The 18,488-nt window shown below is 65.0% G+C and carries 16 protein-coding genes; 6 read left to right on the top strand and 10 right to left on the bottom strand.

Annotation, left to right across the window (positions count from 1 at the left end; translation table 11 throughout):
* Position 1: 1 nt before the first annotated feature.
* The 3 genes from tkt to QDT69_RS00985 are packed head-to-tail and all read right to left on the bottom strand — an operon-like array spanning position 2 to position 3,926.
* Positions 2-2,023: a transketolase gene (tkt, locus tag QDT69_RS00975; RefSeq protein WP_279704810.1), complete on the bottom strand. Its 2,022-nt coding sequence runs from the start codon at positions 2,021-2,023 to the stop codon at positions 2-4.
* Entirely contained in the window at positions 2,020-2,895 is an 876-nt protein-coding gene (locus QDT69_RS00980) for a phosphoribulokinase (RefSeq protein ID WP_279704811.1), read from the bottom strand. Before QDT69_RS00980 ends, tkt begins: the two co-directional genes overlap by 4 nt.
* 11 nt (positions 2,896-2,906) lie before the next feature.
* Complete coding sequence (locus QDT69_RS00985; protein ID WP_279705169.1) at positions 2,907-3,926, bottom strand: class 1 fructose-bisphosphatase; 1,020 nt, start codon at positions 3,924-3,926, stop codon at positions 2,907-2,909.
* Between the two features lie 167 nt (positions 3,927-4,093).
* On the opposite strand from QDT69_RS00985, the gene QDT69_RS00990 reads away from it, so the two are divergent.
* Positions 4,094-5,020 carry a LysR family transcriptional regulator gene (locus QDT69_RS00990; protein ID WP_279704812.1) on the top strand — a complete coding sequence of 309 codons (927 nt, stop codon included), beginning with the start codon at positions 4,094-4,096 and terminating at the stop codon, positions 5,018-5,020.
* Between the two features lie 147 nt (positions 5,021-5,167).
* The gene (locus tag QDT69_RS00995) at positions 5,168-6,865 is read left to right on the top strand and encodes an ATP-binding protein (RefSeq protein ID WP_279704813.1); all 1,698 of its coding nucleotides are present in this window, start codon (positions 5,168-5,170) and stop codon (positions 6,863-6,865) included.
* 117 nt (positions 6,866-6,982) lie between these two features.
* Here QDT69_RS00995 and QDT69_RS01000 read toward each other — a convergent pair whose 3' ends face one another.
* Positions 6,983-7,405, bottom strand: coding sequence for a hypothetical protein (locus QDT69_RS01000; protein ID WP_279704814.1), 423 nt, complete (start codon positions 7,403-7,405; stop codon positions 6,983-6,985).
* Positions 7,405-8,115 (bottom strand): TetR/AcrR family transcriptional regulator, encoded by a 711-nt coding sequence (locus tag QDT69_RS01005; protein WP_279704815.1) that lies wholly within the window; start codon positions 8,113-8,115, stop codon positions 7,405-7,407. The genes QDT69_RS01000 and QDT69_RS01005 overlap by 1 nt, the downstream gene beginning before the upstream one ends.
* A 158-nt stretch (positions 8,116-8,273) precedes the next feature.
* Here QDT69_RS01005 and QDT69_RS01010 point away from each other — a divergent pair, with 158 nt between their 5' ends.
* Together QDT69_RS01010 and QDT69_RS01015 are read left to right on the top strand one after the other, a co-directional pair.
* Positions 8,274-9,464, top strand: a complete 1,191-nt coding sequence (locus QDT69_RS01010; RefSeq protein WP_279704816.1) for an HlyD family secretion protein — start codon at positions 8,274-8,276, stop codon at positions 9,462-9,464.
* 8 nt (positions 9,465-9,472) lie between these two features.
* Positions 9,473-11,086, top strand: a complete 1,614-nt coding sequence (locus tag QDT69_RS01015) for an MDR family MFS transporter (RefSeq protein WP_279704819.1) — start codon at positions 9,473-9,475, stop codon at positions 11,084-11,086.
* 164 nt (positions 11,087-11,250) lie between these two features.
* Here the strand turns inward: QDT69_RS01015 and QDT69_RS01020 are convergent, their stop codons facing one another.
* The 3 genes from QDT69_RS01020 to QDT69_RS01030 form a co-directional block, all read right to left on the bottom strand.
* Positions 11,251-12,894: a benzoate-CoA ligase family protein gene (locus QDT69_RS01020; RefSeq protein WP_279704820.1), complete on the bottom strand. Its 1,644-nt coding sequence runs from the start codon at positions 12,892-12,894 to the stop codon at positions 11,251-11,253.
* A gap of 160 nt (positions 12,895-13,054) precedes the next feature.
* A complete protein-coding gene (locus tag QDT69_RS01025; protein ID WP_279704821.1) occupies positions 13,055-13,870 on the bottom strand; it encodes an alpha/beta hydrolase in 816 nt (271 codons plus the stop codon).
* 3 nt (positions 13,871-13,873) lie between these two features.
* Positions 13,874-14,368 carry a MarR family transcriptional regulator gene (locus QDT69_RS01030; RefSeq protein ID WP_279704823.1) on the bottom strand — a complete coding sequence of 165 codons (495 nt, stop codon included), beginning with the start codon at positions 14,366-14,368 and terminating at the stop codon, positions 13,874-13,876.
* 293 nt (positions 14,369-14,661) lie between these two features.
* Here QDT69_RS01030 and QDT69_RS01035 point away from each other — a divergent pair, with 293 nt between their 5' ends.
* Positions 14,662-15,828, top strand: coding sequence for an ABC transporter substrate-binding protein (locus QDT69_RS01035; protein ID WP_279704824.1), 1,167 nt, complete (start codon positions 14,662-14,664; stop codon positions 15,826-15,828).
* 80 nt (positions 15,829-15,908) lie between these two features.
* Positions 15,909-16,361, top strand: coding sequence for a cupin domain-containing protein (locus QDT69_RS01040; RefSeq protein ID WP_050421918.1), 453 nt, complete (start codon positions 15,909-15,911; stop codon positions 16,359-16,361).
* Positions 16,362-16,570: 209 nt separating this feature from the next.
* Here the strand turns inward: QDT69_RS01040 and QDT69_RS01045 are convergent, their stop codons facing one another.
* Together QDT69_RS01045 and QDT69_RS01050 are read right to left on the bottom strand one after the other, a co-directional pair.
* Positions 16,571-17,812 (bottom strand): flavin-dependent oxidoreductase, encoded by a 1,242-nt coding sequence (locus QDT69_RS01045; protein ID WP_279704825.1) that lies wholly within the window; start codon positions 17,810-17,812, stop codon positions 16,571-16,573.
* A 279-nt stretch (positions 17,813-18,091) separates the two neighbouring features.
* The gene (locus QDT69_RS01050; protein WP_279704826.1) at positions 18,092-18,487 is read right to left on the bottom strand and encodes a RidA family protein; all 396 of its coding nucleotides are present in this window, start codon (positions 18,485-18,487) and stop codon (positions 18,092-18,094) included.
* Between the last annotated feature and the right edge of the window lies 1 nt (position 18,488).

Here is an 18,488-nt window from a genome sequence, read left to right on the forward strand (position 1 = left end):
TTCAATTCGCTCGTTGCATGAGCTGTTGTGCTGCCCCGGCAACCGCCGCAGGTGTGATGCCGAACTCGCGGTACAGCACATCGGCCGGCGCCGACGCGCCGAAGCCGGTCATGCCGACGAAGGCTCCGTTGTCGCCGAGCCAGCGGGCCCAGTCGCCTTCGACTGCGGCTTCGACGCCGACGCGCGGCGCGCTGCCCAGAACCTTTGCGCGATAGTCGCTCGGCTGCTGGCGGAGCAGGTCGAAGCACGGGGCCGAAACGACCGCGGCCTGTACCCCTGCTTCCGCCAGCAGCTTTGCGGCTTCGAGCGCGATCGCCACCTCCGAACCCGTTGCAATCAGGGTGACGTCACGCCCGAAGGCCGGCTCGACGAGAACGTAGGCGCCGAGCGCGACCTGGTTGTCCTTGCTGTCGTCGCGCACCGTCGGCAGCGCCTGCCGCGACAGACAGAGGATCGACGGCGAGGTCTCCGCCTTCAGCGCGCAGTCCCAGGCTTCCGCGGTCTCGACCGCATCGGCCGGGCGGAACACCAGCAGGTTCGGGATCGCCCGCAGCGCGGCCAGATGCTCGACCGGCTGGTGCGTCGGCCCATCCTCACCAAGCCCGATCGAGTCGTGGGTCATCACGTGAATGACGCGGATGCCCATCAGCGCCGCGAGACGGATCGCCGGGCGGCTGTAATCCGCAAAGCTGAGGAAGGTGCCGCCATAGGGAATGAAGCCGCCATGCAAGGCGATGCCGTTCATCGCCGCAGCCATGCCGTGCTCACGGATGCCATAGTGGATATAGCTGCCGTCCAGCGTTTCCGGCCGCACCGAAACCTGCGACTTCGCCTGCGTCAGGTTGGAGTGCGTGAGGTCGGCCGAGCCGCCGAGCAGATTGGGCAACGCTTCCGCGATCACGTCGATGACCTGCTGCGACGCCTGCCGCGTGGCGAGTTTCGGCTGCTCAGTCGCAAAGCGCTCCACGAGCGCCGCCATAGCCTTGGTATAGGCACAGGGCAATTTCCGGTTCAGCGCGTCGTGGAACAGCGACCGTTCGCCCTTGTCCGTCTTGCACGCGGCACGCGAACGCTCGATCCAGGCGCGTCGTGCATCGCGGCCGCGGCCGCCGAGCTCACGCCATTCGGCCAGCACCGCATCGGGGATTTCGAAGGCCGGATACGGCCAGCGCAGCGCGCTACGGGTCTTCGCCACCTCGTCGGCGCCGAGCGGCGCGCCATGCACCTTCTCGCTACCCTGCCGGTTCGGCGCACCGAACCCGATCACCGTGCGGCAGGCGATCAGCGCCGGCCGATCGCTCGCGCGTGCCTGCCTGAGCGCCGCGGCGATCGCCTGCGGATCGTGGCCGTCGATGCGGCAGACGTTCCAGCCGCTAGCCGCAAACCGCGCCGTCTGGTCGTCCGAGCAGGACAGCGAGGTCGCGCCGTCGATCGAGATATGGTTGTCGTCGAACAGCACGATCAGCCGGTTCAGCCGCAAATGGCCGGCCAGCGAGATCGACTCATGGCTGAGGCCTTCCATCAGGCAGCCATCGCCGGCGATCACATAGGTGTAGTGGTCGACCAGGTCGTCGCCGAAGCGGGCGTTCATCAAGCGCTCGGCGAGCGCCATGCCGACCGCGGTCGCGATCCCCTGCCCGAGCGGCCCGGTCGTGGTCTCGACACCCGGCGTATGCCCGTATTCGGGATGTCCCGGGGTCTGCGATCCCCACTGCCGGAACGCCTTGAGCTGATCGAGCGTCATGCTCTCGTAGCCGGTCAGATAGAGCAGCGCGTAGAGCAGCATCGAGCCGTGCCCCGCCGACAGCACGAAACGGTCGCGGTCGGGCCAGGCCGGATCGGCAGGATCGAACTTCAGGAAGTCGGTGAACAGCACGGTAGCGACATCGGCCATGCCCATCGGCATGCCGGGATGACCGGACTTCGCCTGCTCAACGGCGTCGATGGCGAGGAAGCGGATGGCGTTCGCCATCTCGTCGTGGCTGACTTCGGGGCGGCTGGCAACGGACGCAAGTGCGGTCATATCGTTCGCCTCTTTCGTTCGATCAATTGCAGGATCAGCGGGGTCAGGATGAGCTGCATCGCGAGATCGAGCTTGGCGCCGTGCACCACGATCGAATTGGCGCGCGACATGAAGCTGTTCGGAATCATCGAGAGCAGATAGGGAAAATCGATGCCGCGCGGGTTCTTCAACCGGATCACGACCATCGATTCGTCAGGGGTCGGGATCCAGCGCGCGATGAACGGGTTCGACGTATCGACCGTCGGCACGCGCTGGAAGTTGATGTCGGTCTCGGTGAATTGCGGGCAGATGTAATTCACGTAGTCCGGCATGCGGCGCAAGATTGTGTCGGTCACCGCCTCGGTGGAATAGCCGCGATGGCTGCGGTCGCGGTGCAGCTTCTGTATCCATTCGAGGTTGATGACCGGCACGACCCCGATCTTGAGGTCGGCATGCTGCGCGACGTTCACCTTGTCGGTGACCACGGCGCCGTGCAGGCCCTCGTAGAACAAGAGGTCGGAATTCTCCGGCAGCGCTTCCCAGGCGGTGAAGGTGCCGGGCTTGGCACCATAGAGCCGCGATTCCTCCTCGTCGTGCACATAGTGCCGCGTCGTTCCGGTGCCGGTCTCGGCATAGTCGCGGAACAGCTTTTCCAGCTCCTCGAACAAATTGGTCTCGGGGCTGAAATGGCTGAAGTGCTTGTTGCCGTGCTCGGCCCGCTCCGCCATCAGGCTGCGCATCTCGGCGCGGTCGTAGCGGTGGAAGGCGTCGCCCTCGATATAGGCCGCGACCACATTCTCGCGGCGGAAGATGTTCTCGAACGTCTTCTTCACCGAGGTGGTGCCGGCGCCGGACGAGCCGGTGATCGAGATGATGGGATGTCTGCGAGACATACGGTCCCCCTTCAGCGGAACAGGCCGCGCCGCGCGAACAGCGGGGCATCGCTGCTCTCGAACAACGGCTCGACGGTCAGGTGGATCGCATCGACGTCGCGCACGGCGCGCGCCGATCCCATGATCAGCGGCACGCGCTGGTGCGGTGTGCGTGCCGAGAGTTCGAGGATCCGCGACCGGCCGCTGGATGCCGCGCCGCCCGCCCATTCCATGATCAGCGCGATGGGATGCGCTTCATACAGCAGCCGCAACCGGCCTTCGCGGTAGCCCTGGCGCGCATCCGCCGGATACAGGAACACACCGCCGCGCATCAGGATGCGGTAGGCTTCCGCCACCAGCGAGCCGATCCAGCGCATGTTGAAGTCCTGCCCACGCTCGCCGTTCACGCCGGCCAGGCACTCGTCGATATAGTTGCGCACCTGGCCGCTCCAGTGCCGCCGGTTCGAGGCATTGATGGCGAATTCTGGCGTATCCTGCGCCACCCGCAGGTCGCGCGCGGTCAGGACGAACTCCCCGGTTCGCGGATCCAGCGTAAAGCAGTCGACGCGCTGGTCGAGCGCCAGCACCAGCACGGTCTGCGGACCGTAGATGAAGCAACCTGCGGCGCATTGCGCCGTGCCGGGCTCGAAGAAGGTCGAGATGATGTCGTTGCCCTTCGGCCGGATCGAGAAGATCGTGCCGATCGAGATATTGTTTTCGAGATTGGCGGATCCATCGAGCGGATCGATCGCGACACAGAGCGGCGCATCCGGATCGAGCGTCTCGGGTAGCTCGACCTCCTCCGAGAGAACGGCGGCGACCGGCGCGGCGCGCAGTGCGTCGCGCATCAGGCGGTCGGCGACGATGTCGATGGTCTTCTGGCGATCGCCGTCGGGATTGACACCGCCGCTCTCGCCGACGATGCCGGCGAGCGGCCCGGCGGCAATGATGCGGGACAGCTCGATCGCGGCAACGGCAAGCGCTTCGATCACCGCAACGGTCGCGACGCGCAACGGGCTATGCTGCGTCGGCCACTCCAGATGGGCATGCAATGCAGGACGAATCTCCACCGGCCTCTCCCTTTGATCGCGCCCTCTGTGCCGAGGTGTCGAGAGGCGACCTCAGGGGAGTCGCCTTCGCCGTATCAACGCGCGAATTGCCCAATTAGGGAAATTTTATTATCTTTGGTCCGGGCAAAGTATTTCTTATGGAGCTCGGCATGGCCGGCAACTTCACGCGGGATCTCACCATTCGCCAGCTGCGCGCACTCTCCACCCTGCACGAGGCAGGCTCGATCACATCGGCAGCCAACCGGTTGAACCTGACGCAGCCCGCGGTGACACTGCAGCTCCGCAACCTGCAAACGCTCGCGGGACTGCCGCTGATCCAGCGCACCGGCGACGGCATGGCGCTGACGGATGCCGGCGCGCATGTGCTGACGCTGGTCGAGCGGATCGAGGCGGCGCTGAAGGATTGCGAGCAGTCGCTCGACATGATCGCAGGCCGCAGCGGCGGCCGCGTTGCGATGGGCGCGGTCTCGACCGCGAAATACTTCGTGCCGTTCGCGATCGCGGCGTTCTCGCGCCGCTTTCCCAAGATCGAGGTGACGCTGCGGATCGGCAACCGCGAGGAAATCCGCGACGCGCTGCGCGGCTACGATCTCGACATCGCTGTCATGGGCCGGCCGCCGGCCGATGTCGAGGTCGAGATGAAGCCGCTCGGCCGCCATCCGCACTTCATCATCGCCGCGCCCGATCATCGGCTGGCGCGGCGCCGGCACGTCTCCCCGCCTGAGCTCGCCAACGAAACCTTCATCACCCGCGAGCAGGGATCAGGCACGCGGATGCTGATGCAGCAATATTTCGAGCGCGTGGGACTTGAGCCGAAGCTCGGCATGGCAATGGACAGCAACGAGACCATCAAGCAGGCCGTCATGGCCGGGCTCGGCATCGCCTTCATTTCCCAGCACACCGTGTTCCACGAGCTGGAGGACGGCCGGCTGGTGGTGCTCAGGGTGAAGGGTCTGCCGATCGTCCGGCAGTGGCACGCGATCAGGCGGGCCGACAAGATCCTGCTGCCACCCGCGCAGGCGATGCTGGACTTCCTCGGCAAGGAGGGCTGGCGCTATCTGCCGAATTCGCACTAGCAAGAACGCGCGCACGATCGAGAAAATCGAGCCGGTACCGTATGTTAACCATTGAAGTTCCGGCGAACGCATGTCACATCTTCAGTACGGTCAGTGGCGGACCGTATCCCTGCGAGGGAGGATGAACTGCAAAATCAGTCCCCGCCGATGCCTGACTTCAAGGCGTTATTCGAGGCGGCGCCCGGCCTCTATCTGGTGCTGACCCAGCCCGACTTCCGTATCGTGGCAGCAAGCGACGCCTATCTGCGCGCCACCAAGACCGAGCGCGCCGCGATCCTTGGGCGCGTGCTATTCGAGATCTTTCCCGATAATCCGGACGATCCGGCCGCTGACGGGGTGCGGAACCTGCGCGCCTCGCTCGAGCGCGTGGTCCAGTTCCGCCGCCCCGACACCATGTCGGTGCAGAAATACGACATCCGCAAGCCCGAGTCGGAGGGCGGCGGATTCGAGGAAAAGTACTGGAGCCCGCGCAATACGCCGGTGTTCGGGCCGAGCGGTCAGTTCATCTACATCATCCACCGGGTGGAAGACGTCACCGGCTTCATCCAGCTGAAGCAGCGCGGCGCCGAGCAGGACAAGCTGACGGACCGGCTGCGCGAGCGCACTGAGCAGATGGAAGCCGAGATCTTCATGCGCGCCCGCGAGGTCGAGGCCGCGCGCGAGCAGCTCGAAGCCGAGCAGAAGCTGCGCCAGGTGCAGAAGATGGAGGCCGTCGGACACCTCACCGGCGGCATCGCGCACGACTTTAACAACATCCTGACCGTCATCACCGGCCTGATCGACATCCTCGCCGAGGCCGTCGAGCACGATGCCGCGCTGTCGTCGGTGACAAAAATGATCAGCGACGCCGCCTTTCGCGGCGCCGAGGTGACCAAGCATCTGCTGGCGTTCTCGCGGCAGCAGCCGCTGCAACCGCGTGAAGCGAACCTCAACACGCTGGTGCAGGACACCGCACGGCTGCTGCGGCCCTCGCTCGGCGAGCAGATCGAGATCGATACCGCGCTCGAGCCCGACGCCTGGCCGGCGTTCATCGATCCCAACCACATGGCGACCGCGCTGCTCAATCTCGCCGTCAATGCCCGCGATGCGATGCCCGACGGCGGCAAGCTGATGCTGGAGACCAGCAACGTCATCCTCGACGAGGTCTATGCCGCAGCCAACCCCGACGTGCGCGCGGGTGAGTATGTGATGGTCGCGGTCAGCGACACCGGCGGCGGCATCCCCGCGGCGATCCGCGACAAGGTGTTCGAGCCGTTCTTCACCACCAAGGACACCGGCAAGGGCACCGGCCTCGGGCTGAGCATGGTCTACGGCTTCATCAAGCAGTCCGACGGCCACCTCAAGATCTATTCCGAAGAAGGCCACGGCACGTCGATCAAGCTCTATCTGCCGCGCAGCATAGGCGACATGGTCGACGTCGAGCCGCCTGCCCCGGTCGACACGCGCGGCGGCCATGAATCCATCCTGGTCGTCGAGGACGATCCGCTGGTGCGCAACTACGTCAGCGCCCAGCTCGAGCAGCTTGGCTACCGCACCATGGTCACCGCCAACGGCCCGGAAGCACTGGCTGCCGTCGACAACGGGTTCGTCTGCGACGTGCTGTTCACCGACGTCATCATGTCCGGCGGCATGAACGGCCGGCAGGTGGCCGATGCCGTGACCGCCAGGCTGCCCTCGGTGCGCGTGCTCTTTACGTCGGGCTATACCGAGGACGCGATCATCCACCACGGCCGTCTCGATCCCGACGTGACGCTGTTGCCGAAACCCTATCGCAAGGCCGATCTGGCGCGGATGATCCGGCAGGTGCTGACGCAGCCTCCCGCATCGGCGGTGGCGGCCAAGTAACACCTAAGCGCGATAAGTTTTGGCTGAATCGGCCTAGCGCGGTCCCGCTTCACCTCTCCCCGTTGGGGAGAGGTGAACTATCGACGCCGTTCCAGCTCAGCGTAATCTCGTCAGGCTCTAGGGACCAAAGCTCGAGCGGCTCTGGATCTTCCAGGCGCCGTCGAGCAGGCTCAACACATAGAGCGAATCGTAGACCCCGATAACCGATCCGTCCTCGCGATAACGAGTGTAGCGGACGGCGTAGTGCGCCTTGGCTGGTGAGGACTGGACCAGCCTGGTCTCATTCCACGCGTTGTGGTGCCAGTCGTCCTGTTTGCGCAGCCGCTCGAACAGGTCCATCGGATTGTTGCCGCTCTGCTGATAGACGGTGACCGCCCCGCCCGCGATCCGCACATGCGGGAAGTGCATCAGCGCATCCATGGCCGCGGCGTCATAACGATTGAGCGCGGCCATCCAGCGCGTCAGCACATCGTCGCATCTGGCCTCGTCGTCGCGCGAGATCTGCGCCTCGACGGTGTAGGTCGCGGCCGGCTCCGGCATCACACGTCTCCGCTCTGTTTCTTGACCTGGTCGGCCGGCACGGCGCATCCCGACAGGAACAGCGCCGCGCACGCCTTGGCGCGCGCTTCGATCTCGCTGTGCGTCAGCACCGGCTTGTGCCCGAACATCACGTCGCGTTGCGGCTTGAACACGAGCATGCCGAGCAGCATGCCGGCGGCCGCTCCGGCATCATCGAGCACGATCCGCCCTCGCCGCTGCTGCACGCCGAGCCAGCTCGCCAACGCGGCGATGGTCCGCTGCATGGCCTTTTCGTAGAACGTCTCGGCAATGTCGGGGAACTTGTCGCTCTCGGCCAAGATGATCCGTTGCAGGGCGATCACCTCGGCGTCGAGGATGAGCTCGGCGCACGTCTGCAACGCGGCCTCCAGCGCCGCCGCAACATTGCGGCCGTCGCAGGCACCGAGATTCACGATGGACACGAAGCGGTCGACCCGGTCGGTCACCATGCCTTCGAACAGCGCCAGTTTGGTCGGGATCAAACGATAGAGCGTCTTGGTGGAGACGCCGGCACGGCAGGCCACGTCGGCGATGCTCGCCGCAGCGAAGCCGCGCTCGGAGAACTCGCGCCGCGCGGCCTCATAGATCAGCGCGCGCGTCTCGTCGTCGGAACGAAGCTGCGGCCGCCCGCGACCGCGCCGTTCGGCTGCCGGCGCAGTCTGCTCCGTCTGGGATTTGTCATTCCGGTTCATCGGCGAGCCATGCTTTTAGATGATGACTGTCATTCTATTGACAGTCCAAATATGGGCTCTATTTTGGAAAACATCAAGTTTCCTAATTATCCCGGGCGACCAAGGCCAGAATTCGCAAGGTTTCCCAGAGGGATAGAAAGCTTCCAGGAGCGCCTGCCATGAGCCAGCATGAAACCTCTTTCAAGGCCGAGAGCCAGGTTCCGGCCGAAACCGCCAAGCAATTGATCGCCAATTCGGAGGCCGCCACGCCGGCCCCGGCCGCTGCGAAGGGCAAGCTCCGCCGCCTGCTTCTCGCCACCGCCGCCGTCGCCGTCCTCGCGGGCGGTGCCTGGTACGGCTGGGACTACTGGACGGTCGGCCGTTTTCAGATCTCGACCGACGACGCCTATGTAAAGGCCGACAACACGACCATCGCACCGAAGGTCTCCGGCTATCTGAGCGCGGTGCTGGTGGGGGACAACGAGCATGTGCGTGCCGGCCAGGAGCTGGCGCGGATCGACGAGCGCGATTTCAAGGTCGCGCTTGATCAGTCGAAGGCTGACGTCGCCGCCGCCGAAGCCGCGATCACCAGCAAGCGCGCGCAACTCGACGTGCAGCACTCGGTAATCGAGGCGGCGCGCGCGACGCTCGCGGTGGATACTGCGACGCAGACCTTCGCCGAGCAAGAGAACAAGCGCTACACCGACCTCGCCGGCACCGGCTACGGCAGCGTGCAGAACGCGCAGCAGGCGCAGTCGCGCTACGCCAGCGCGCAGGCCGCCATCGCCCGCGACACTGCAAACCTCGCTTCCGCCGAGCGGCAGGTGGAACTGCTCAAGGCCGAGATCGCACAAGCGGTTGCGGCATTGGGACGAGCCACTGCCCTGCAAAACCAGGCCGAGCTCAATCTCAGCTACACCACGATCACCGCGCCGATCGACGGCGTCGTCGGCAACCGCACGCTGCGTACCGGGCAGTACGTCCAGGCCGGCACGCAGTTGATGTCGCTGGTGCCGGCCACCGGCGCCTATGTGATCGCGAATTACAAGGAGACTCAGCTCACCAACGTCCGCAAGGGCCAGCCGGTCGAGATCGAGGTCGACATGTTCCCCGGCCAGGTCGTACGCGGCCATGTCGACAGCCTGGCGCCGGCGAGCGGCCAGGAGTTCGCGCTGCTGCCGCCGGACAATGCCACCGGCAATTTCACCAAGGTCGTGCAGCGCATCCCGGTGAAGATCGTGCTCGACGCGACTTCCGTCGAGCTGCGACCCGGCATGTCCGTGATCCCGTCCATCGCGACCACTTCGTACACCGCTGAAGCCCCGCGCTCCAGCGCCTCTCCCAAGCTCGCTGTCGCCTCCTTCAAATAGGTGATGTCATGTCCGACCTCGCGCTCTCCTCGCCGGCTGCGGCGCCCCGCGCAGCAGCCGCAGCGGTCGATCCCAACCGCGCCAGCATGGCCGTCTGGATCTCCATCGTCGCCGCGATGATCGGCGCCTTCATGGCGATCCTCAACATCCAGATCACCAACGCCTCGCTGCTCAACATCGAGGGCGGTATCGGCACCGGCGTCGACAACGGCTCCTGGATCTCGACGTCCTATCTGATTGGCGAGATCGTGGTGATCCCGCTGACCGACTATCTCAGCCGGGTGTTCTCGTTCCGCAAGATCATCATCTCCTTCGCCACGTTGTTCGCGATCTTCTCGGTCGCCTGTGCCTTCACCCACGACCTGCCCTCGATGATCGCGATGCGCGGCCTGCAGGGCTTCTTCGGCGGCGTGCTGATCCCGATGGCGTTCACGCTCGTCTTCACCAAGCTGCCGAAGGCGCAGCAACCGATCGGACTTGCGATGTTCGCGCTTGCCGTGACGTTTGCGCCCGCGATCGGTCCGACCATCGGCGGCTACCTGACCGAGAATTACGGCTGGCAGACCATCTTCTTCGTCAACGTAGTCCCGACCGTGGTGATGGTCGGCACCCTCTATCTCACGCTTGAACGGCAGCCGATGCAGCTGCATCTGCTCCGCGAGGGCGACTGGCTCGGCATCGTCACGATGGCGATCGGCCTGTCGGCGCTGCAGGCCGTGCTCGAGGAAGGCAACAAAGATGACTGGTTCGGCTCGCCCTTCATCGTCAAGCTCGCGGTGATCGCAGCGGTCAGCCTCACTTTGTTCGTCTGGATCGAGCTGGTCGTCGAGAAGCCGCTGCTCCGGCTGCGCCTCTTGACCCAGCGCAGCTTCGGATTCGGCACGATCTCGGCGGTGTTCGTCGGCTTCGCGCTGTTCGGCTCGGTGTACCTGCTGCCGGCCTATCTCGGCCAGGTGCAGCGCTACAATGCCGAGCAGATCGGCCAGGTGCTGGCCTGGACCGGCCTGCCGCAGCTGATCCTGATCCCGCTGGTGCCGAAGCTGATGCAGCGCTTCGATGCCCGCTACATCGCGTTCACCGGCATGGCGCTGTTCGCAGTCTCCTCCTTCATGAATATCCAGATGTCGCTCGACTATTCCGGCGACCAGTTCTTCTATCCAAACATTGTTCGCGCCGTCGGTCAGGCGATCACGCTGGCGCCGCTGTCCGCCATCAGCCTCGGCAGCGTCGCACCGCAGGACGCGCCGGCAGCGTCCGGCATCTCCAACATGATGCGCAACCTCGGCGGCGCGATCGGAACGGCACTGCTGTCGACCATCGTCACCAAGCGCGAGCAGTTCCACTCCAACATCATCGGCCAGTCGGTTCACCTCGGGCGTGAAGAAGTGCGCACGCGGATCGCCGAGGTCACCAACTACTTCCTGAGCCACGGCATCTCCGACCCGGCCACCGCGCACAACCAGGCGATCGTGGCAATCGGCAACATCGTGAAGCGCCAGGCGCTGGTGCTGGGCTTCAGCGACGCCTTCGCCGTCATCGGCATGGTGCTGGTGCTCGCTGCAATTGCGATCGTGTTGACCGGCAAGCCGAAGAACACGGCCGGCGGCGGTGCGGCTCACTAATCCCCGGGGGCGACGGCCGTAAGCCGCCGTCCACTCAGAATGACAGAACTATCCTCGTCATTGCGAGCGAAGCGAAGCAATCCATCTCACCGCATACGCGGAAGTATGGATTGCTTCGTCGCTATCGCTCCTCGCAATGACGGGATGAATAGGCCCACCGCCTCTCAGCTAGCCTCGCGCAGCTTGAAGCGCTGGATCTTCCCGGTCTGGGTTTTCGGCAGCGCCTCGACGAAGGCGATCGCGCGAGGATATTTGTAGGGTGCGATCGTCGCCTTGACGTGATCTTGCAACAGCTTGACCTCGACATCGTCGCTGCGCGCGCCCTCCTTCAGCACGATGAACGCCGAGACGATCTGTCCCCGCTCCTCGTCAGGTGCACCGATCACGGCGCATTCCGCGACATCGGGATGTCCGAGCAGCGCCGCCTCGACCTCGGGACCGGCGATGTTGTAGCCCGCCGAGATGATCATGTCGTCGGCGCGCGCCACGAAGGACAGCCGGCCGTTCTCGTCGCTGACGAAGGCATCGCCGGTGATGTTCCAGCCATCGCGGACATACTTCGTCTGTCTGGAGTCCGCGAGATAGCGGCAACCGGTCGGGCCGCGAACCGCCAGCTTGCCGACCTGCCCCGGCGGCAACTCGTTCATGTCTTCGTCGACGATTTTTGCCTGGTAGCCGGTCACCGGCGTGCCGGTGGTGCCACCGACGGCGCTGCCGGTGCGGTTGGTGATGAAGATGTGCAGCAGCTCGGTGCTGCCGATGCCGTCGAGGATCGGCTTGCCGGTCTTCTTGGTCCAGCTCTCGAACACCGGCGCGGGCAGCGTCTCGCCGGCCGAGACCGCGAGCCGCAGCGACGACAGATCGGCGCCCTTGTCCATCGCGGCCATCATCGCCCGATAGGCGGTCGGCGCGGTGAAGCAGATCGTCGCCTTGTAGGTCTCGATGATCCGGATCATCTCGCTCGGCGCCGCATTCTCCAGCAATGTCGCGGTGGCGCCGAAGCGCAGCGGGAAGATCGCGAGCCCGCCGAGACCGAACGTGAACGCGAGCGGCGGCGAGCCGACGAACACATCGTCCGGCGTCACCTTGAGCACTTCCCTGGCATAGCCATCCGCGACGATCAGGAGATCGCGGTGGAAGTGCATCGTCGCCTTGGGCTCGCCTGTTGTGCCCGACGTGAAGCCGAGCAGCGCGATGTCGTCGCGGCCGGTCTTCACCGCATCGAACTTGACCGGCTTGTTCAATGCGATCCGGTCGAGCTCGGCATCGTGGTTTTGCGTGCCGTCGAAATTGACCACCTGCTTGAGGAATTTGCTGGTCTTGGCGCAGGCCACCAGTTCGTCGGCGATGCGGCTGTCGGTCAGCGCCAGCGCGATCTCGGCCTTGTCGACGATCTTGGCCAGCTCGCCCGCGCGCAGCATCGGCATGGTGTTGACGACGACGGCGCCCGCCTTGGTCGCCGCGAGCCAGGCCGCGACCAGCGCCGGGTTGTTGCCCGAGCGGATCAGGACGCGATTGCCGGGCTTGACGCCGTAATTCTCCACCAGCGCATGCGCCAGGCGGTTCGACCAGTCGGTCAACTCCTTGTAGGTGCGCTGGCGGCCGTTGCCGATCAGCGCGATGCGATCACCCATCCCCTGCTCGACGATCCGATCGGTCAATTCGACCGCGGCGTTGAGATAGTCGGGATATTTGAATTCCGGACGGTCGAGCAGCAGCTGCGGCCATTGCTCTGACGGCGGCAGGTTGCGCCGCGCGAAATCGTCGACATGCCCGGATGGGCCGAGCCCGGGAAATTCACCTGACATTCGATTGCCCTCGCTTTCCATCCAGAAAGGCCAAAGACCAACGTCGAGACGACTGATATCGAGGACGCCCGGCAGCGTTCCAATCATCAATCATTTTATACTTAAAATAATTTGGCGCAAGGGTAGATGTCGCATGGAAAGCGCCGGCACCCCTCCGAACTTAGATCTGTGTGAGCTGCTTCAGCCGCGCGACCATCGCCGAGCCCGGGTCGGCGAGCGGTGCGATCGCGGTGAAATGATTGGCGTCGGGCACGATGCCAAACCGCGTTGCAACGCCCGCGCCGCCCCAGACATCGACGATGGTCCGGCTCTGCCGGTGATATTCGGCGCTCTCGGCGCCACCAACCACCGCATCAAGCGTGGCGCCGATGGGTGCTTTCCAGAGCAGCGGGCTCGCCGCCCTTGCTGCGTCGCGGTCGAGGCCGAGCGCCTTGTTGATGGTGGTGCCGACCAGCGGCTCGAGCTCGAACAGGCCTGATATCGCGTAAGCAGCCCTGACCAGATTGTTAGGCAGCGACGCATCATAGGCCGGCCAATCGGTCGCCAGCATGCATGCGGCAAGATGCCCGCCGGCGGAGTGCCCCGACACGACCAGCGGCCGGCCGAGCTTCGCCAGCTCGCGGCACGCCGCGCGCATCTCGCCGATGATGTCAGCGACCGAGACGGTGGGGCACAAATCGTAGCTAGGCACCGCGACGCTGACGCCGTGGCCGTTGAGGCCGCGCGCACAATGGCTCGAGGACGAGCCGTCCAGCGCCTGCCAGTAACCGCCATGGATGAAGACCACGAGCTGCCCGTCGCTGTTACCCTCGAACAGATCGATGACGTTGCGGCTGCCCGGGCCATAGGTCAGGCGCCGTGGCGGATGCTGCTCGCGATAGGCCGCAGAGTCCCTCGCCCAGCCCGCCATGATCGCCGGGTTCTCCGGCACCCGCGCCCGGTTGTTGTACTCGACCTCGTAATCGATCCCGCTCACGGCTTAGGCGGTCCGCGCCTTGGCCGAGCGCTGGGCCGAGCCCTTCGCCTTGGCAAGCAGCCGCATCAGTTCGCGGATATCCTTCGGCGACAGGTCGCTGAAGACATCGGCGATCCATTTCTCGTGCTCGGCCGCCATCTTGCGGAACTCGGCGCGGCCGGTCTTTGTCAGCCGGATGAATTGCACGCGGCGGTCGGTTTCCGAGGTGCGGCGATCGAGATGGCCTGATTCAACCAGGCGCTCGACCAGCCCGGTGACATTGCCGTTCGACACCATCATCCGCTTCGACAGGTCCGACAGCGTCATGCCGTCGGACACCTTGTCGAGCTGGGCCATCAGGTCGAAGCGCGGTAGCGTGACGTCGAATTTCTCGCGCAGCCGGCTGCGGACCTCGCCTTCGATCAGCGTGGTGCAGGTCAACAGACGCAGCCACAGCCGGAGCTCGGTGCCGTGATCGTCGGGCAGTTCGACGGCTTTGGTTTCGGAATCGAGGATCATGCGGCGATCGTGCCTCCGCGGCGGGTTTCGGTTGGACCGATTGCTTTGAGCTTCAAGCAATTCGCGGCGTCCCGCAAGGACAATTGCGAATCTTGCGGGGAATGCCGGCGCGATCCTGCAATTTCTTTAAACTTCAAGCAATTGGCGCGGCGCTTGCATGGCGTGCGACGGCACTTGCAAATTGCGCAACCGGCGGCCTGACGCAATGCCACATCGCTTGCAGCGGTCGCGCGCGTCAGACTAAGCTGCGGCCAAGCTGGAAAGGCATCAAGACAATGCTTTGGGGGAGTGACATGAAGCAACTGACAAAACTCATGGGATTGGCGGCGCTGCTGGGGATCGCGGCGACCCCGGCGGCCGCGCAGGACAAGATCAAGATCGGCGTGCTGGTGACGACCTCGGGACCTGCCGCGGCGCTGGGCCAGCAGGTCCGCGACGGCTTTGCGCTCGCGGTCAAGGACCTCGGCGGCAAGATGGCCGGTCGCGACGTCGAGATCGTCAACGCCGACGACGAGCTGAAGCCCGACGCGGCCGTGGTCAAGGTGCGCGGCCTGCTCGAGCGCGACAAGGTCGATTTCGTAGTCGGCCCGATCTTCTCCAACATCCTGCTGGCGATCCATCGCCCGGTGACCGACAGCAAGACCTTCCTGATCAGCCCGAATGCCGGCCCCTCCAGCTATGCCGGCAAGGAGTGCAATCCGTTCTTCTATGTGACGTCGTACCAGAACGACCAGGTGCACGAGATCCTCGGCAAGGTGGCGCAGGACCGCGGCTACAAGCGCGTCTATCTCCTGGTGCCGAACTATCAGGCCGGCCGCGATTCCGTCGCCGGCTTCAAGCTCGACTACAAGGGCGAGATAACGGAGGAATCCTATACGCCGCTCAACACGCTGGATTTCCAGCCCGAGCTGTCCAAGATCGCCGCGCAGAAGCCGGACGCGCTGTTCACCTTCATGCCGGGCGGCATGGGCGTGAACCTCGTCAAGCAATACAAGCAGGCCGGCGCCACCGTGCCGGTTCTTTCCGCCTTCACCGTCGACGAATCCACGCTGCCCGCGCAGCAGGACGCCGCCGTCGGCATGTTCGGCGGCGCCAACTGGGCGCCGAACCTCGACAACCCCCAGAGCAAGAAATTCGTCGCGGCCTATGAGGCGGCCTATAACGGCGTGCCCGGCACCTATGCCATGCAGGCCTATGACGCGGCGCTGTTGATCGACAGCGCGGTGAAGGCCGTGAAGGGTGATCTCTCCAACAAGGACGCGGTCGCCGCGGCGCTGAAGAAGGCCGACTTCACCTCGCTGCGCGGTAACTTCAAGTTCAACAACAACGGCTATCCGATCCAGGATTTCTACCTCACCAAGGTCGCGAAGCGGCCGGACGGCAAATTCCAGACCGAGATCGTCGAAAAGGTGTTTTCGAACTACGGCGACCGCTACGCCAGGGACTGCGCCGCCAAGTAAGTCACAAAGCGTTTTCAAGCAAAGTGGACACCGGTTCGCGTGAAGCAAACGCGTCAAACAAAAGAGAGGGAAACATGACGATGAAAGACGAGATCGCCGGCATCACCCGCGCCAATGAAGGCATCCAGGGCATTTCCTGGGGCATCCTCGGCCAGACCTACGTGCCGAAGAGCCGCACCGAACACTCGTTCTCCTGGCACGCCACCTTCCCGCCCGGCACCTTCGTGCCGCCGCACATCCATCCCGACCAGGACGAGTATCTCTATATCCTCGAAGGCAAGCTCGACTTCATGCTCGACGGTGCCGACGAATCCGCGACGCCCGGCGACCTGGTGCGCCTGCCGATGGGCAAGCCGCACGGCATCTTCAACAAGTCGCAGCAGACGGCCAAGACGCTGTTCTGGGTGTCGCCGACGCGCCGGCTCTACGACCTGTTCTGGGCGATCCACAACATGAAGGAACAGAACCCGGATGACGTGGTGCGGCTCGCCGCCGAGCACAACATCCACTTCCTGCCGCCGCCTCCGGCGTAATCGCCTCCTTGGCTTTGCGGCGCCACCACACGCGCGCGCCGCAAAGCCGGCTTCTCTCCGTCATCCTGAGGAGCGCGCCCTTGCGCGCGTCTCGAAGGATGCACGGCCCCGCTGGTGGCCGTCGACCCTTCGAGACGCGCTTCGCGCTCCTCAGGGTGACGGATTGAACGTTGTCTCCTCATCATGAGGAGCAGTCATGTCGGCTCGACCTACTGCCGCGCCACCACGCGCGCGGCGAAGCCGGCCTTGGCGGCATAGCCGCGCACGATCGCTTCGCGCGCTTCGTAATTGAGGATGGTGTCGACGTCGGTAAAGCCCTGCGGCGCAAGCTGCTCGACGGCGTCGATCACGCCCTCCGGGCCGCCGCGGCGGTTGGAGGCGACAATGTCGGCGGTCATCGGCAGCCGCTGCCGCTCATAGGCCGCCAGCGCCTGGCGCGGATGCTCTGCGCGCGCCAGCATGTCGGCGAGGCAGCGCGCATCGAGAATCGCCTGCGAGGCGCCGTTCGAGCCGACCGGATACATCGGATGCGCGGCGTCGCCGAGCAGCGTGACGCGGCCGCTCGACCAATACGGCAGCGGATCGCGGTCGCAGCACGGATACTCCCAGAACTCCGGCGTCGCGTTGATCAGGCCGGTGAAGTCGACCTGCGGAATCGTGAAGCTCGTGACATAGGGCATCATCTCGTCGCGCCGGCCGAGATTGGACCAGCCCTCGCGGCGCGGCGGCGGCGAAGTGCCATCCCCGATCCGCACCAGCACCGCCCAATTGGTGAGCCGGCTTGCCGGGCTCGAACCCGGCGCGATCGGATAGATCACGGCCTTGGCGTTCAGCCCGCCGGCGATGATCATCGAGCGTCCGGTCAGGAAGGCCGGCCAGTCGGTGGCGCCGCGCCACAGCATCAGCCCGTTCCAGCACGGCCCGCCCTCGCCCGGAAACAGCGTCTCGCGCACCTTGGAGTGAATGCCGTCGGCGCCGATCAGGATGTCGCCGCGCGCGGTGTGCACGTGGGCTCCGCTGCGATCGAAGAAATACGCCGAGACGCCGCCCTCGTCCTGCGTGAAGGAGCCGAGCCGGCAGCCGGTGCGGATCGCATCCGCGCCGAGCCGGTCGATCACCGCCTGATGGATCACGCCTTGCAGGCGGCCGCGATGGATCGAGAATTGCGGCACGTCATGGCCGGCATCGAGCCCGCGCTTCTCGTGCCAGACCTGCTGGCCATGCCGCGTCAGGTAGAACAGCTCATAGGTGCGGATCGCGACGTCGTCGAGCCTGTCGAGCAGGCCAAGCCCCGCCAGCTCGCGGATCGCATGCGGCAATGTGTTGATGCCGACGCCGAGCTCGCGGATCGTCTCGGACTGTTCGTACAGCTCGCAGCTGATGCCGCGGGAGCGCAGCATCAGCGCAGTGGTGAGGCCTCCAATTCCGCCTCCGACGATAATCGCCTTCATCGTCCCTTACTCCACTCACAACAGGACGCGTTTACGCTTTCGCCTAGGGTCGCACGCCCGCTTGTCCGGCTGCAAGCGGGTTTGTCGGCCGCGGCTAGGACCGACCTGCCTTGCTTGGGCTTAGGATTAACGTTCTCACAGCGCTTTCCCATCTGTCCCCGTCACCCTGAGGAGCGCGGAACGCGCGTCTCGAAGGGTCGACGGCCACCAGCCGGGCCGTGCATCCTTCGAGACGCGCTACGCGCTCCTCAGGATGACGGGTTTGGCGGTACATCGTCGTTAATCCGGCACCACCGCGATGGCCTGGATTTCCACCTTGGCGCGGTCCTCGATCAGGCCGGCAACCTGGATCGCGGTCATTGCCGGAAAGCGCCGGCCGATCACGTCGCGATAGACGGCGCCGATCTCCTTCAGCCGCGCGGAATATTCCTTACGGTCGAGTAGGAACCAGGTCATCGACACGATGTGCTCCGGACCGGCCCCGCCCGCGGCGGCGACCGCGACGATATTGCGCAAGGTTTGCCCGATCTGCGCCACGAGATCGTCGGTCTCGAACACGCATTGCCCGTTCCAGCCGATCTGGCCCGCGATGAAGATCTGTTTGCCGCGCGCGGCCATGCCGTTGGCGTAGCCGACCGGCTTCGCCCATTCGTCCGGTTGCAGGATCTCGATCATC

It is taken from the genome of Bradyrhizobium sp. CER78 (genome assembly GCF_029846235.1).
GTDB lineage: Bacteria > Pseudomonadota > Alphaproteobacteria > Rhizobiales > Xanthobacteraceae > Bradyrhizobium.